The 16996-nt window shown below is 30.7% G+C and carries 16 protein-coding genes; 2 read left to right on the top strand and 14 right to left on the bottom strand.

The features are described from left to right. Nucleotides 1-35: 35 nt before the first annotated feature. The 14 genes from BS62_RS07265 to BS62_RS07200 all read right to left on the bottom strand — a co-directional run bounded on the left by BS62_RS07265 (nucleotide 36) and on the right by BS62_RS07200 (nucleotide 15983). Nucleotides 36-1193, bottom strand: a complete 1158-nt coding sequence (locus tag BS62_RS07265; RefSeq protein WP_496490596.1) for an amidohydrolase — start codon at nucleotides 1191-1193, stop codon at nucleotides 36-38. 20 nt (nucleotides 1194-1213) lie between these two features. Then, on the bottom strand, nucleotides 1214-2506 hold the full coding sequence (locus tag BS62_RS07260) for an MFS transporter (RefSeq protein WP_496490595.1): 1293 nt from the start codon (nucleotides 2504-2506) through the stop codon (nucleotides 1214-1216). 28 nt (nucleotides 2507-2534) lie between these two features. Further along, complete coding sequence (locus BS62_RS07255; RefSeq protein WP_496490594.1) at nucleotides 2535-3707, bottom strand: amidohydrolase; 1173 nt, start codon at nucleotides 3705-3707, stop codon at nucleotides 2535-2537. Nucleotides 3708-4021: 314 nt separating this feature from the next. Next, complete coding sequence (locus BS62_RS07250; RefSeq protein WP_496490593.1) at nucleotides 4022-5626, bottom strand: PucR family transcriptional regulator; 1605 nt, start codon at nucleotides 5624-5626, stop codon at nucleotides 4022-4024. Between the two features lie 143 nt (nucleotides 5627-5769). Beyond that, complete coding sequence (locus BS62_RS07245) at nucleotides 5770-7626, bottom strand: ATP-binding protein (protein WP_496490592.1); 1857 nt, start codon at nucleotides 7624-7626, stop codon at nucleotides 5770-5772. A gap of 369 nt (nucleotides 7627-7995) precedes the next feature. After that, a complete protein-coding gene (locus BS62_RS07240; RefSeq protein WP_496490591.1) occupies nucleotides 7996-9105 on the bottom strand; it encodes a DUF362 domain-containing protein in 1110 nt (369 codons plus the stop codon). Between the two features lie 85 nt (nucleotides 9106-9190). Continuing rightward, complete coding sequence (locus tag BS62_RS07235) at nucleotides 9191-9919, bottom strand: MBL fold metallo-hydrolase (protein WP_496490590.1); 729 nt, start codon at nucleotides 9917-9919, stop codon at nucleotides 9191-9193. Nucleotides 9920-10034: 115 nt separating this feature from the next. Further along, nucleotides 10035-10487, bottom strand: coding sequence for a hypothetical protein (locus BS62_RS07230; protein ID WP_496490589.1), 453 nt, complete (start codon nucleotides 10485-10487; stop codon nucleotides 10035-10037). 96 nt (nucleotides 10488-10583) lie between these two features. Next, nucleotides 10584-11975: a DUF6179 domain-containing protein gene (locus tag BS62_RS07225; RefSeq protein ID WP_496490588.1), complete on the bottom strand. Its 1392-nt coding sequence runs from the start codon at nucleotides 11973-11975 to the stop codon at nucleotides 10584-10586. Further along, a complete protein-coding gene (locus BS62_RS07220) occupies nucleotides 11975-12418 on the bottom strand; it encodes a DUF6323 family protein (protein WP_496490587.1) in 444 nt (147 codons plus the stop codon). The genes BS62_RS07225 and BS62_RS07220 overlap by 1 nt, the downstream gene beginning before the upstream one ends. Before the next feature lie 368 nt (nucleotides 12419-12786). Beyond that, nucleotides 12787-14718, bottom strand: a complete 1932-nt coding sequence (locus BS62_RS07215) for an alkyl/aryl-sulfatase (RefSeq protein ID WP_496490586.1) — start codon at nucleotides 14716-14718, stop codon at nucleotides 12787-12789. A 197-nt stretch (nucleotides 14719-14915) separates the two neighbouring features. Then, nucleotides 14916-15176, bottom strand: coding sequence for a hypothetical protein (locus BS62_RS07210; RefSeq protein WP_496490585.1), 261 nt, complete (start codon nucleotides 15174-15176; stop codon nucleotides 14916-14918). Between the two features lie 47 nt (nucleotides 15177-15223). Next, nucleotides 15224-15595: an SHOCT-like domain-containing protein gene (locus BS62_RS07205; RefSeq protein WP_496490584.1), complete on the bottom strand. Its 372-nt coding sequence runs from the start codon at nucleotides 15593-15595 to the stop codon at nucleotides 15224-15226. Between the two features lie 22 nt (nucleotides 15596-15617). Further along, nucleotides 15618-15983 carry a DUF2089 domain-containing protein gene (locus tag BS62_RS07200; protein WP_496490583.1) on the bottom strand — a complete coding sequence of 122 codons (366 nt, stop codon included), beginning with the start codon at nucleotides 15981-15983 and terminating at the stop codon, nucleotides 15618-15620. A gap of 285 nt (nucleotides 15984-16268) precedes the next feature. On the opposite strand from BS62_RS07200, the gene BS62_RS07195 reads away from it, so the two are divergent. Together BS62_RS07195 and BS62_RS07190 are read left to right on the top strand one after the other, a co-directional pair. Next, a complete protein-coding gene (locus BS62_RS07195; RefSeq protein WP_496490582.1) occupies nucleotides 16269-16463 on the top strand; it encodes a helix-turn-helix transcriptional regulator in 195 nt (64 codons plus the stop codon). Nucleotides 16464-16465: 2 nt separating this feature from the next. Continuing rightward, nucleotides 16466-16951, top strand: a complete 486-nt coding sequence (locus BS62_RS07190; protein ID WP_496490581.1) for a DUF6773 family protein — start codon at nucleotides 16466-16468, stop codon at nucleotides 16949-16951. Nucleotides 16952-16996: the final 45 nt, after the last annotated feature.

Here is a 16996-nt window from a genome sequence, read left to right as displayed (position 1 = left end):
TGTAAGTTCGCTCTCTTAGCTCATGTTAATAAATTCTACTGATGTAAAAAATCTAGCGCGAACTGTGCAAACATTGCTGTACCATACTTTAGATAGTCTTCATCGATTTTGAATTTCTCATGGTGTGGAAAATATATGCATCCTTTTTCATCATTTCTATATCCCATGTTTACATAAACTCCCTTAGCATACTTAAAGTAGTAAGGCATATCCTCTGATGCCATTGGTCTTTGCATAGGTAAGTTTTTGCCTTCACCTAAAATTTTTGTTGCAGTTTTATTAGCAAGTATTGTGAGTTCCTCATCGTTATAAAGACTAATAGTACTTTCTTCTATAATCACTTCTGCCTTAATTTCATAAGCATCAGCAATGGCCTTTGCATGTCTTTTTATTGCTTCATGAACTATTTCTCTAGCCTTTGGATTAAAATACCTCATTGAAATATCAACTTCTGTATATTTAGCAATTATATTTGCCTTTGTACCACCTACAAATTTTCCTACTGATAGTACTACTGGCTCTTGAGGGTCAATATTTTTAGTCACTATACCTTGTAGGTTAGTAACAAAAGTACATGCTGGGTGTATAGTATCTCTTGCAAGATGTGGAGCTGAGCCGTGTCCTGATACTCCTTCAAACTTAACATAAATAGTATCACAACCTGACAATCTGTATCCTGGCTCAATATTTACATATCCTGTTTCAAGAGCTGGAAGACCATGCATTGCAAAACATGCATCAACTCCATCCATTCCACCTGCTTCTATTATTTTTTTAGCTCCTGTAAAATTCTCCTCTCCTTCTTGGAAGAAAAGTCTAACCTCACCGCTTATCTCGTCCTTCATTTCTGATAAAATCTTAGCTGCACCAAGAAGCATAGCAGTATGGGCATCATGTCCACAAGCATGTGCTATTCCATGATTTTTAGATGAAAATTCAACTCCTGATTGCTCTATTATAGGGAGAGCATCCATGTCAGCTCTTAAAGCAACTGTCTTTCCAGGCTTATTACCTTTTAAGATACCGATCACGGAGGTATTTCCTGCTCCCTTTATCTCTATGCCAAGCTTTTGAAGTTCCTCTGCAACCACTCTCTTCGTATTAAACTCTTCCCCACTTAATTCAGGATTTTCATGAAAATACCTTCTAAGATCAATAATGTATTGTTCAATTTGTTTGGCTTTATCTAACAAGATATTCCCTCCTAAAGTACTTATTTTTCCTCATATATATTTTTACCGTGTGTTTCACTTGAGAAAAATGTTGCAACTGTACTCACAGCAATTAAAATTATTAAAACAAGATATGCTTTCTCATATCCAATTGCTGGTGCATCCTTATATTTATCAAGAATATTGCCCATTATTACTGGAATAACTGCTGCTCCTAAGAATCCTATACAGTTTACAACTCCGGTAGCCATACCAGAAAGTCTTCTATCATTTACCTCGTTTCCTATTGTCCAACACATTGTAAAGCCTGACATAGCAAAACCAAAGACAAATAGGAATGGAGTAAGAAGACTTAAAGGCATTCTAGTGTAGATAAGTATTATCCACCCTAGTAAAGTCACCATTGCTGAAAGAATTAATGGAATCTTTCTATTTTTAAAACGATCAGAAAGATAACCAATTACTAAACTGCTTACTGCTGAGCCTGCAATAGTTGATATTACATAATTTGCTGCTTCTATTTTAGTCAGACTATACGCTTGCATTAAGAATGAAACTCCAAATGTTCCTAAGAATACAACATATCCTGTATATATACCTATATATGCAAAGGATATAATCCATGTTCTTTTGTTTGACATAATTGATTTAAGTGCTGGAATAACCTCAATATTTGCGCTTACTACAGGCCTGTTTTCAAGTTCGTCCATACCTGGAAGTCCCATGTCTTTAGGATCATCCTTTACAAATATCATAGTCAATACTGCAAAGAATACCATTGCTAATCCCATATAAATAAAGGTGTTTCTCCACCCAAAATTTCCAACTGCAATAACAAGTGGAGTTTGTGCAAGTACTGCTCCTACATTAGCTACTAATCCAGCAAATCCTATCATCAAAGCAAAATTTCTTGAATAGAACCAACGAGATTGTATTTTTATCAAACAAATAAATACAACTGATACTCCAATCCCAACAAGAAATCTACCTATATAAGCAACCATTATGTTAGGAGCCAATCCAAATATAACTGAGCCTATTGCTGCTATCATAGAAAATATTGTAACTGTTTTTTTAGGTCCTAGTTTGTCTGCAAATATCCCTGATGGTATCTGCATTATAAAGTATGCATAAAAGTACATTGATCCAATATTAGCAAACTGTGCTGCTCCAATTGAAAACTCTTTCTCGAGGTCGCCTTTAACAACCCCCGCACTCATACGATGGAATGTTACGAAAACATACACAGCTGCAAGAATAGTCCAAACGACCCACCTGTAACTTTCAACTTTTTTAACTTTCTCATCTCTTAGTTTCAAATTTTCTGGGTTCATTTATTTAGTCTCTCCTTTATAATAAGTTTTATATATGTTCCTTTAAAAAATCAATAGCAAACTGCACATGCATTGCTGCACCGTATTTCAAACAATCCTCATCAATCTTAAACTTTTCATGATGTGGGTAGTATACACAACCCTTTTCATCGTTTCCTGAGCCTAGCCATGCAAAAACACCGCCTGCATGTACGAAGTAATAGGACATATCCTCAGAACCCATGGCTTTAGGCGTTTGTACAAGTTTTCCTTCTCCAAATATCTTAACTGCGCTTTTTGCTGCTAGTTCAGATAATTTTTCGTCATTATAAACACTAAGCGCGCTATCCTCTATTCTTACGTCAACTTTGATTTCGTATGCATCAGCAATAGCCTTTGCATGTCTTTTTATAGCTTCGTGAGCTGTTTTTTTCACATCTTTATTGAAGTATCTCATGGAAATATCAAGTTCAGTGTACTTAGCTATGATATTTGCCTTTGTTCCGCCTATAAATTTACCAACAGAGAGTACTATAGGCTCCTGTGGGTCAACATTTTTAGTCACTATACCTTGTAGGTCAGTAACAAAGGTACATGCTGGTTGGATAGTGTCCTTTGCAAGATGAGGAGCTGATCCATGTCCTGAAACTCCTTCAAACTTAACATAAATGGTATCACAGCCTGCAGATCTATAGCCTTGAGAAACATCTATATATCCAGTATCTATAAGAGGCATATTGTGTATACAAAAACAGGCATCAACCCCATCCATTCCACCAGCCTCTATTATTTTTTTCGCACCGGTAAAGGTTTCCTCCCCTTCTTGGAAGAAGAATCTTATTTCACCATTTATGTCATCCTTCATTTCTGATAAGATTTTTGCTGCTCCAAGAAGTATAGCTGCATGAGCATCGTGGCCACAGGCATGCATCACTCCAGGACTTTTAGACGCAAATTCAACACCTGAATCTTCCTTTATAGGAAGAGCATCTATATCACCCCTTAGTGCAACAGTTTTTCCGGGCTTGCCCCCCTTTAGTGTTGCTATTAGTGATGCATTTCCAGCTTTCTTATATGGTATTTTTAACACATCTAATTCTCTCATAATCTTTTCCTGTGTATTAAATTCTTGTCCGCTAAGTTCTGGATTCTCATGTAGATTTCTTCTAAAGGTTATAATATATTCCTCAATTGATTTGGCCTTTTCTAGTATATTTGACATTTTTATCACTCCTTTTGCAATTTAATGAATAATTTATCGATTATTACTTATGAAAACCAAAGCAACATTTACCATAAATAATGTTTGTATAACATTTAAATTCATACTTAATCTTTGATAGTCTAATTATACACTCCATAATAAGAATCTTCATTATCCCTTAAACACTAAAATCATAAGCTTTTTTTGTGTGTATAGTACAAAACAGCTTCATTAATTTTTAATTTATCCCTTCCTTATATTAGAATTTTGATTTTTTATAATAAAAAATACACCCACTTAATTTAAGTAGATGTATTAAAATATATTTGTATTTAATTTGTCATTTGATAAATTTTCAAGGCCAAAGATAGTTTTAATCTGACTTCATATTCGTTCAAATCTTCATTTAAAATTGAACAAATTTTTTTATATCTATATTTCATTGTATTATAATGAATAAACATTTTATCTGCAGCACTTTTTAAATTCCAATCATTCTCTAAGATTATGAGGAGCGTTTTTAAAAGTTCTGAATTATACTTTTCATCATGTTCTATTATCTTGCCAATACTTGATATACAAAACTCCTTAACCTCTTCATTTTCATATACAGAATAAAGAAGTTTAAAAACACCAAGTTCTCCATAAAAAACAATAGAATTCTTTTTATAAAGCACTCTTCCTATTTTTATAGATGTAAGGGCCTCCCCATAGCTCTTGTGCACATCCATTATGTCATCCTTAAAATCTCCGATTCCTAATGTCACTGTAAACTGAAATTTTTCATGGGTTGACTTTCTTATATCTTCCATACTTTTTTTAAGTTTGGAATCAACGCTCTTTATATCTCTGTCATTGGGTTGAAGCAGAAATACTATCCTATCACTGAAAGTTGCATATACAGCATCCTTAAAGTAAGATTTTATAATTTTTGTAGTATTCTTTATAAATTGCTCTCTAATAAATTCTAGTTCTTCATTTGACTTTTTGTTTCCAAGCTTTAAGTATTGAGCCTTAAAGTTATCAATATCTACTACCATTGCACATATAGGCCCCGAAAAGTTCCATCCATATATTTCGGCTCTCTTATTTACTTCCTCCTTGAATTTTATATTGTTCATTATGATATCTTGAACAAATTCATTTTTATGCCTATCTTCTATTTGCATACTAGCTATTTTTTTCTGAACATCTAATATTAAAGCTGTATTTGCATGGGATAGTATATTATAATCATCATTTTCAATTTCCTCTTCCTTAAGCTTTAAATATATTATGTAACCATAAACTTCCTTATTTATCCCTATTGCATAATAATGATACTTATTTAAAATTTCCTTCAAGTCTAAATATTTTAGTTCCTGCGGTATCATCTCTATACGGTTAGAATAATAAGTCCTTTGAAAATGAATATCATAATAGAAAATATCCTCATTTAATAAATCTGAAAGTATATTTATTATACTTTGAGTATCCTCATTATTAATCACTAGGTTGGTAAATGTAGTGTGAATTTTCTCTGAAGTTTTTAATACTTCAGACTGTAAGTCTATTATTTTAGATAATGCAGGATTAATAAATTCAGTAAAAGCAATTCTATTTGGAACTTCAATTATAGGGAAGCCAATCTCGTCAGCCAAATGAATAATTTCCTCAGGAAGTTGACCAAAAAATCTTTTTACTTTAATAAAAAGTGCTACTATACCGGCTCTATGCAGCTTCATTATGATATTTTGAAATTCATCAAAGTGTATTTTGAAAACATATCCACTTGATAATACTATTTCTCCTCCCTTTGCCCATGGGAATGGGTCAGGGGCATCCATAATTGTAATTGAGCTAACCTTTTTATTTAATGCACTCTTCCCTGCTATTACTTTGAAATCATAAAACTCTGGAGTATTAAGAATATCCTTTACTGTTATATTTTTGCTCATATTAACCTCCATCAAACTAACAAAATATATTTAAGTTTTTTATTATTATTCTTGTTCATTCATACGCAATAATTTTCATTTTCGTAAAAATATACCCCCTTAAAGCAAGGGGGTCGTATAGCTACTAAGTATTACATAATTTATTAGTTATATATATCTGAAAACTCAATATTAATTCTCTGAACCCTGTCCATATTGTTATTATTAAGTTTATTCACCACTATAGAATCATTTTCTGCAACTAGAAATACGGGAAGTTCTATAGTAATCTCCGTACCTTTTCCATTCTCGCTTTGAGCGTAAATGTTTCCTTTAAGTCCTTCGACTAGCGCCTTCACAAGTGATAGCCCTATACCACTACCTTCACATGCCCTATGCAAAGATGTATCAACCTGTCTAAAACGATCAAAAATAATATCTATTTTATCTTGTGGAATTCCTATACCAGTATCTTTTACTGAAATGGCTATTTTATCTTTTTTATCAAAAATACTTACAAAAATACTTCCCCCTAAAGGAGTAAATTTAATTGAATTAGACAAAAGATTGAGTATAATTCTTTCAATACTATCTGGATCACATCCTATTACCTTTTCTTCCACATCTGTATCAAATATAACATTAATACCTCTAGACTCTGCATAATTTGCTACAGATAGAGTTATGTCTTCTATTACAGATACTATGTTATGATTACTAAAATTAAATTTTAAGAATCCTGAATCAATACGTGTAATATCAATAAGATTATTTATCAATCTTAGGAGTCTATAACTATTCTGCTTCATCAATGGCATATACTTTAATACATTTTCACATATTTCACAACGAACTGTAGGAGCATGCTTTCTTTCAATCAACTGAATAGAGGATAAAATTATATTTAAAGGTGTTTTAAGTTCATGAGATAGATTTGAGAAAAATTGTGTCTTAAGATTATCATATTCTTCTATATTGGCTGCCATTTGATCAAAAGCTTGAGCTGCTAATGCAACTTCATCTTTTCCAGTAATATTTGTGCGAACGTTTAAATTACCTTTTGACATCTCCATCGCAGATGACTTAAGTATAGATATTGGATGAAGTATTTGTCTTTCTATAAAAATGCTTGCTAATATCCCTGCTGCAACTAGAAATAATAGCATAATTACATCACTTTTCATATCACTAAAAGTTCTAACTAAAACTTCATCATATGAATTGTTAGCAAAGGCAACCCACCCTAGCTTATTTATAGGTACATTTACCCCTATCATATTTTCTCCAGTAATAGGGGATTTGATTTTTCTTATTTTTACAATCTCATCCTTTAACACAGTATTTAAAATAGGAACTTCTTTCACACTAATATTCTTACTAGCTATATTAGAAATTCCATATCTATATATGAAAACCCCCTTACTGTCAACCAAACCGAAGGAACTATAACCTATTCCTCTGTTAGCAGGTAAAATTTTATTCAGGTCTTCTATATTTATAGTAGCCATCATTATCCCTTTTAGTACATTATCTTTTCTTATACCTCTTGCAACTACAAAAACTGGTTTACCATCCACACGAGAAATTACCATATCCGAAAGTACCATATTCTCACCATTTTTAATTTTATTAAGATACTCTCGTCCAGCAAGTGAAACGCCAAGGGCCTTCGGATTAGAACTTGCAGCAATTTTCATTGTAGATATGTCTATCCATGAGTATTGTTTTATGGTTGGATCATCTTCCGATATAGATCTCATATATTTTCCTATTTCTTCACTATTTACACTATTGTTATTAGCAATTGTGAGCCCCATAGAAAGTTCATTATCCCATATCCCATCAACATAATTTGTGAAAGTTGAACTTACAGCTTGAGCAAAATCCTCATTAGATTTTAATTCTAGATCTATGCTTTTTTCAAATTCGCTATGCATATTAAAAACCTGAAAAATGATATTCGGAATGAATATTACTAAAATCATAAAATACAGCTTTTTCTTAATGCTTAAATTCCTCATTTTTATCCCCCATCAATTTGTATTCATCTTCTTTATTAGATAAAAATATTGTGATAACCACAAATAATATACATAATAATACTCTTATATCTTTTTCATCAATAATATTTATAATGCTACCGATCTTTGTTATAATAATATCGATTATAACAAATATATAATTATTTTTCATACTTTCTACAAAAGTAGTTTACATTCGACAAGATAAATTTTATAAACCCCCATAAAAAAAATTTCCCTAAAACCTATAAAGTTTTAGGGAACATAAAACACACTTCAATTTTTACTTAAAATCCTTCAAAACGTTGATATAAAGCTCTTTCTTCTTAAGCTTCACTATAGTCTCAACGTGTGTAGTATGAGGAAACATTACATTTCTATTAACTCATATTCCTTATTACCAATTCCTAATTTAACTGAATGATCTATACATACTTCCCAATTAGTTTCTGGATGATTATTAATAAAGTGATCATTCGTATGTGCTACCTTTTCAGCTAAGTGACTTCCAGGTATTACTGATTGCTTATTAGCCGCATCAGCACAAGCCATATCAAGAGCTACTGGATCAAATGATGCAAATATACCAACATCAGGAATAATAGGCATATCATTTTCCGCATGACAATCACAATTTGGAGAAACATCTATTACAAAGCTTATATGAAAATGAGGTCTTCCCTTTAATACAGCTTGAGAATACTCTGCTATTTTCTTATTTAATATATCATTAGCCGCATATGTAGATACCCCTATTGCATCAAAGTTACATGCACCTATACAACGTCCACATCCAGCACATATATCATAGTCTATACCTGCTTTTTTGTCATTATCAAAGCTAATGGCGTCATGTGCACAGTTTTTTATACAACCTCCACATGAAACACATTTGTGTGCTCTAATTTTTGGTTTTCCATTACTATGCATTTCCATTTTACCAGCGCGAGATCCACAACCCATACCTATATTTTTTAAAGCTCCACCAAATCCAGTTGATTCATGACCTTTAAAGTGATTCATAGTAATAAATATATCAGCATCCATTATTGCTTGACCTATCTTTGCTTCTTTTACATATTCTCCACCTTCAACAGGTACAAGTGCTTCATCAGTACCTTTAAGACCATCTGCAATTATTACATGACATCCTGTTGCAAAAGGATTGTATCCATTTTCATAAGCTGCATCTAAATGCTCAAGCGCGTTCTTTCTTCTTCCTACATACAGTGTGTTACAATCTGTTAAGAAAGGTTTGCCGCCGTTATCTTTTATTACATCAACTATGACCTTAGAAAAATTAGGTCTTAAATACGCTACATTACCTGGTTCTCCTAAGTGAATTTTAATTGCTACAAATTTTTCTTTAAAGTCAATTTGCTCAATTCCCGCCTTTTTAACTAATTTTTCTAATTTCTGTAATAATGTCATATTAGGATTTGCTCTTAAATTTGTAAAATATACTTTTGATTTTTCCATTTAACTTCTCCCCCTTAAAATATATGTAATTCTATATTATAATACTTAAAAATAGTGTTAATTGTAAAGTAGGTGTTTTTATTTATTAATACAATATTTCTTGCCCTCGTTTATCAATTACCTCTATTTTAGTTTTAGAATCTTTAAGCTTTTGTGAGAAATCTTTTGTAACTTCAGGATAATCTCCAAAATGCATTGGTATAAATAATTTAGGAGATAAGTTTTCAATGAAATATTCTCCACCTAAATAATAATTTTCCTCAAGTCTATAATCTACTGGGAAAAATGCTATATCGATATCATTATTCTTTAGTTTATCTATTTGAGCTTTAAAATCTTTAGCCATATTAGTATTGAATTCTTCGCTTTCACCATTCCAGTGCCACCAATTCAAGTCACCAGCGTGGAATATATTCATATCCTCTGTTTTTATCATAAATGATACACCAATATCTGTTGAACCATATGCTTTTACAATAATATCTTTAAACTCAATACTATCCCCTTCAGAAATTACATTATGCTCAGGATAGTTGTCTTTAATTTCAATATCACTACTTAAAATATACTTTATATTAGGGTTAATTTTTTTCCACTCAAATATCAATGAATTAAAGTGATCACCGTGACCATGAGAAGCAAAAACATAAATAGATTTATCATTATTAAAAATTTCATCACAAATTACACCATCATTAAGACTTCTACCTTGGCCATTGCTATTGTCATTATAATAATCAAATATAAAAATCTGTGAATTAGTTTCCATTATAAAACTAGAATGATATAAGTAATTGATTTTTGCTTTATACATAAAAGCATCCTTCCTTTCAGAATGGTATTTTTTGTAAAATATACTACTATTATTATAACCTATATACAAAAATTATTTATATATCTTTACAATAAATAACCCTCTATATAGAGGGTTATTGGCTTTGCAAATTTGTCAACATACTCTGAAGCCATAATGCATGGCGTCTTTCATCAATAGCAGCATTGGTAAAATGTTGTACTATATAGTTGTGATTTGCTCTAGATGCAATATACATATAAAAATATGCCTCGTATAATTCATCGTAAATAGCTGTTTTTAAGCCTTCTTCAAATGTATTAGGTAATTGTATTGCCGGAATTTGTGGATGTTCTCCACCTAATCTACGTAAAATCGGTCTAAACCAGCGATAATGTTTTTGTTCATTTAGCTGAATTCTATATATCATCTGTCTATCCTGCTCATTTTTAGCCAGCTGTGCCAATCTCTCATAAAAGTAATAATCTTGAGCCTCTAAAATTATAGCTTTTGTAATATCGTTTATTAAGAAAGTATCCCTTGGTGGATACCATTGTACATAACCATATTGGTTTATATAGTAAGGCATATATCATTCCCCCTCTTACTGATAATTTATTCCTAACCTTTCAATCTTGTGAGATTTTTAGGATAAATGGGAGGAAGTTTTATAATAAAAATTTGTTTATATACTATTTATTATATCTTCTATAGTTTTTAGCCTTGATTTCTCTAAGCTTTTTAAAAACTCTATATAATGATTTTGCCATTCATAATCTATACTAATTTTATTCCATAGCATTTTTTCTAAATATAGCTTGTCCATTCTATATTCACCATAAAATACGTACTTGCCTAACATAGATAATTCTATATCACTTAATGACTTAAATAACTCTATAAATTCTTCTTCAAATAGACAATTGCTTCTTAACATATCCATAAAATCTTTTGTAGAGTTTAGATTTTCCCTAATTAGTTCTATCTTTTTAGATATACTTTTAGATTCTGTTATTTCTTCAATAACAAATTTAAATTCTTCATCAGATAACTTATTTTCTTCATCTATTATAAAACTGCTCTTGCCTACTTCTTTTCTTTCAGTTACCACTAATATATTTCTAAGATTATTTATCTCAAGTGCTGATATAGTTGTAGCTATTATACTATTTTTATATTTTTCTATATAAGCTATTTCACATTTATCTTCTATTTTCATATCATATATTAGCTTATCTACACATGAATTTATTAACCTGTCTATATCTTCCCTGTTTAAATTATTAAGGTTTTCTTCTAGGTAATTATATTGAAATTCACTAATGTCCAATCTTCCACTAGGATTTCTTGCCATAATAGAAAATATAGCATTAGTTATAGTTAGTTCAAAAATATTTATAAGCAAATCCCTATAGTTTGTATCATACATATTCCCATAAAAATCTAATATACTCTCTACATTTTCATCTTTAAAATAACTACAAATCTTATTTTCTATATGCATATTCCAAAGATAGTTTTTGATATAACATAGGCCTTGAATATCCCAATCATCAAAAGCTAAGGGATAATCTATACTTCCAGGTATTTCATGGGGTTCAAATTCAATATTATAGTTTCTAAAGAAATCACCTATACCATTAATTAAAGTATCATTATAAGCTATTAGTTGGGTTTTTAATTTGTTATCTACTATAACATTATAAAGATCCTTAGTTTTATCAAACTCATACTGTAAAATAGTCATTCCCTTTAAATACATTTTTTTAACATCTTCATTTTTTATTGCTTCAATGCTATCTCCTAATTTTTCAAAACTATCTATATAAGCATCTATGGTATACCAGATTGCAATAATAAGTTTTTCAGCAGTTTCAATAGTTACAGAACTACTTTGTCCTCTAGTATACTTCATAATAACATCTTTTAATATTTCGGATATTTTAATTTGGATATTGTAAATAGTACGTTCATCTAAAATTTTTGCTCTTACACATTCCTTAATAAGTGAGATAGTATATTGGCTGTTAACCAAATTTCTAGGATTAAATTCAGTGTTTTCAAGTTGTAAATTCATTATCTATCTCTACCCCTTCCCCATTTGTAATCTTGTGCAAATTTCTCTACCATATTTTGTACGTTATCGATTCTGCCACTACATTCATTATAAAATTCATCTATTATTTCTAATATCTCTATATCACTTATTTCATCCAAAGTTTCATTTTTCAAATAATAAAAAATGTCCTGTAAATCATTTATTAGCTCTACATAATCATCCTTGTCAGTATATTGAGATATATACAAATTCTCTATAAGCTGCTTTGTTACGTTTATATTTAGATCTATTCTTCCATAGCTTTGTAATGTATGATTTCGTGATTTTATTATCTCTTCAATATCATCTTGGCTTAAACTTAATCCATACTGTTCTGACTCACTATTCATTTGTAGAATTTCATTTTTTTGTATTGTATTTAAGTTTGAATTTAATGAACTTAATATAATTGATGAAGCCATTTTTTATCATCCCCTTTTTGAAAATATATATTGACTTTATTTTATTTTTATGTTATACTTAAGTTGATACATATTTTAGATTAATTCTTTGCATAACCTTAATTGTATTACGATTATATATATTTGTCAACACACCAAAGGCATAGGAATATGCTTTTTTTTAATTACAAAAATTCGCTTTGCTCATGTCGCCAACGACCTTGAAGATCAGGTCCGTTGCTCAAGTGTATCAGTTGGATATTATAACTTATCCACAGACCGGATAAATTATAATATCCTGGTAATTTAAAAAAGTTGCCTTAATATTAAAAATTTCTTAATACTAAAACAACCCTTCACTATAAACTTTATTTTCTAACATCGACCAACTACTTTGATACAGGTGTCACAATATTAAACCTTTGATTTATGGTATCTTGTAGAGATAAAAATACATTCCACTTATTGATATCTCCCTTTATTATTATATTTGAACTATCTGGTTTTTTATTAGTTGTTGCTAGATCATATAATATATTCTTTGGCATAGTAACGGTAACAGCAGCATCTTCATCTAACTCATCATTTAAATATCTAAATATCCCTCGCTTGACCTCTGTTGAAGCTACTTCTTCTCTATCTGGAATAACAAAGTTAATTTTATAATCCAAATCCCCAGCTTTTAATCCATCTATTTTTATACTAAGTAAATAGATAACATCTCCTAGAGGTAAATTATTTAATACATCATCTGAAATAAACGAACCGCTAATTGGAATAACGCCATATCGTAGTTCCTGAGCACCCATTAAATATGCATTTCTCCAAGGTCCCGATTCAGCAATATATCCTAATTGCTCTAAAGCATCTGCACACAGCAACTTTGCATCTCTATTATTTGGGTTGGCATATATAACTTGTTTCGTAACCTCTGCAACCCATTGATATTCTCCGTCCATGAATGATTTTCTAGCTTTCTCTAAAACACTATACTCTCCACCCATATATTCTACGTATTTCTTTGCTGATTCTTCTGGAAGTAATTTATTTAGATCCACTGGGTTTCCGTTGTACCAGCCAAGATACCTTTGGTAAACTGCCTTTGCATTATGGATTACAGTTCCATAAAACTCACTGTTGTACCATTCATTTGATAGACTATTGGGAAGTTTAACCATTCTTCCAACTTCTTCTATTGTATAACCTTTATTTATTAGTCTTAAAGTTTGATCATTTATGTATTGATATAAATCTCTTTGTTTCTCCAAATACTCAATACATGATTCATTTCCAAAACGAGGCCAATTATGAACTCCAAACACTGAAGTTAGATTGTCTCCCCATAAATCAATTGTACTTTGGATACTTCTTGCCCAGGCAACTGCGTCTCTAACTTTGGCACCTCTTAAAGTTAGTAAATTATGAAGAGTTGCATTACAATCCTCAGCAATACATAGAGATTTTTCACTTGGTATATATACAAACATTTCTGATGGTGCTTCAGTATTTAAAGCTAGTTTAAATTCCATTTTAACTCCATCAACTACTTTTTCTGTATATTCCTCATTAATTTCATTTATGTTTTTTGTGAAAGTTACAGTTCCAGTTGATGTGCCTTTCCCAATACCATTATCTATCTGCCCTTTCTCATCTTTAGGTAATTCTACACCATACATATATATACCACGTCGAGACATTGCAACGCCAACAGTTACATTCTCCTCTAAAGCGGAATTAATAAAATTTTGAGGAGCATAAATCTCAATATCTTCTTTAGCAAAATTATCTACAACACCTAATATTCCTCCATAATGGTCTTCATGAGAATGTGTTATGATAATTGCACTTATTGGAATATCTCCAAAATAATTATTAACAAAACTTATAGCTGCCTCTGCCGTTTCTTTTGAACTCAAACAATCAATTACAATCCAACCTGTATCTCCTTTAATAAAGGTCATATTTGCAAAATCAAAACCTCTAACCTGATATATATTATCTGTAACCTTAAACAGTCCTGTATTTAAATTTAAGTTCCCATGTACCCAAAGTTTTGGATTAACTGTAGAAGGTATATAGTTGTTAAATAGAAAAGAATATCTTCTTAAGTCCCATGCAGGAATTAAAGAATCTTCATTTTTAATTACGGACAATCCTCCATTAACAAGCATTCCCGCTTTCGCCAAGTTATTTTCGTTTTCTATTTTGCTCCAATTCATTTTTTTGTATGTTTCTTGATTTATTAAGGCTGTTTTGCGTGTTGCATTTTTTCTTAAATCTACAGCTATTTTTTCTTGATTCTTTTTATAATTAAAATTCATAATATCCCCCCGATAATGTGCCCTTCTATTTTTTCTATATATAATAATTTATGCGAGCTTTTAAGTATAAATTATTATATATCAAAAAATAAAAAACCGCAGACTAAGCTACTAATTTCACCTTAATCAGCGGTTATGATTTTATATGATTATACTATCTTACCTTTATTAATTTGCAAATCTATGAAATCCGTCTCCTAAATAACTACTTTTACCTCTGTTCCGTCTCCAGATTTTACATCCACCATAGTTAACCCTTTATACTCTTTTAAAACATCAATACCTTTTCTAAGTTCCTTAAAATCAATACTATCAACATATTGTCTTTGCTCTTTGGGGATATATTTTTTAGCAAATGATACTCCAAAGCCTCCAAGACCAAGAATTGCTTTAACAATACTCATCGGTGCTAGTATTTTAAAACTTCTCCCACTGTCAAGCTTTACATAAATCTTCAAATTTATTCTCCCTTTCATTTAATAGATATGCCACCATTGACAGTTTATTATTCTATAGTAACTTCAACTATATCTCCATTGCTACTTTTTACATCCACTATTTTCCCCTCAAGACCTGAATCAATTGCATCCATAATCATTTTTATATCTATTCCCTCTTGATCTGAAATGCCTGGTATCTTAATATTATTAACAGCATTTCCTATTGCCTTCAAAAATTTAATAGGCACATTTACATGTACAGTATCCTCTGTAGACGATAGTACTCTAACTCTAAGCATTTTGTCACAATTTCCTGATACAGTTAGCTGGTGTGATTCAGCAGACTTGTTAATAGCATCAATAAGTTCTACAGCCTTATCAGAATCAATTTTTCCGTCTTCAACCATTTTAAAAATTCTTTTAATTTCTTCTTTCATTTTTTAGCCATCCTTTCCTATTTTAATTTTCTTTCATCATTTTTATAGCCTGCTCAGCTGAAATTTCTCCTTTTTCAAGAAGATCAAGTATCTCTTTATTATTCGTTGTAGGCTTTTTTACCAAGGTATATCCAAGAGCAGAAATAACTTCATCAAGCTTAGCCCTTACAGTTGGATAGGATATACCCAACTCTTTTTCTACGTCCTTAATATTTCCTCTGCACTTTAAGAATACTTCCATAAAGTTAAGATGGTCTTCTCCTAAGTATTCAAACTTTGAAAGTTCAAATTCATTTTCGATTACAGTACTGCATTTATTACATTTAAGTTTAACAACCCTTAGATTAGAATTGCAGACTGGACATTTGCTTATTAATTTATATGCCATAAATTTCCTCTCCTTTGTTATATTTCTATAATAGCATCAATTTTCAGATTAATCAATGTTGAAATTAAATATTTTAATTTTTACTTTTAAATATTTATAAATTATTAATTATTGTATTAAATATCTTAATTTAAATATTTATTTTAAAATATCTAAAGCCTTTTGAACTTTTAGTTGCATCTGCATATTACTTGTCAATCATGCTTTCATATTTTAGTATAATGTAACATATAGTTGACATAATGAATATTATAATATATATTATGTAATATAAGGAGGGATAGCGTGAAAAACAAACGAATGAAAATAGCTCGAATGGAATGTGATATGAAGCAAGAAGATTTGGCAAAAGCTGTTGGTGTTACCCGCCAAACCATCGGAATGATTGAATCGGGAAATTATAATCCCACACTAAATCTTTGCATTGCAATCTGCAAAGCACTTGGTAAAACTTTAAACGAATTATTTTGGGAGGAATAAATATGAAAAAGCAAATAGTACAAGATGAAAGAATTTTAGCTCAAAAACGCAAAATCGGTAGCGATACATGTAGTCTTTTGATGTTTATACTTCTTGCCTCTATACTTGTGCAGCAGTACCTGTTTAATGCTCCTTTTTCACAATACGTTGTAGAATTTATAGCATTTTTTGGGGCATCTATTTATATTTTAATTAGAAATATAGTTACCGGAAATAATCTATTTAGCACATCGGAAAGTGCAAAAAAAATAGTTGTTTTAAACAGCGTGATATGCGGACTTGTAGTAAGCGTTATCAACGGCGTTCTAAAATATCCAACAATTGAGGAATATGTTAGAAATAATTGGGGATTCTTTATATTTACACAAATAATTACATTTGTATCATCAACAGTTTTCGCTTTTGCTGTATTTTTCATTGTCTACCTGTTTAATAACAAAAGACAAAAACAAATCGATAAAATGCTAAATGAAGATGATGAAGAGTAAAAAAATTCGCTTCGCTCATGTCGCCAACGACCTTGAAAAGCAGGT

The organism is Sporacetigenium mesophilum DSM 16796 (genome assembly GCF_059569055.1).
The sequence above is the reverse complement of the archived record's forward strand: the minus strand, read 5'-3'. Positions and strand labels throughout refer to the sequence as shown.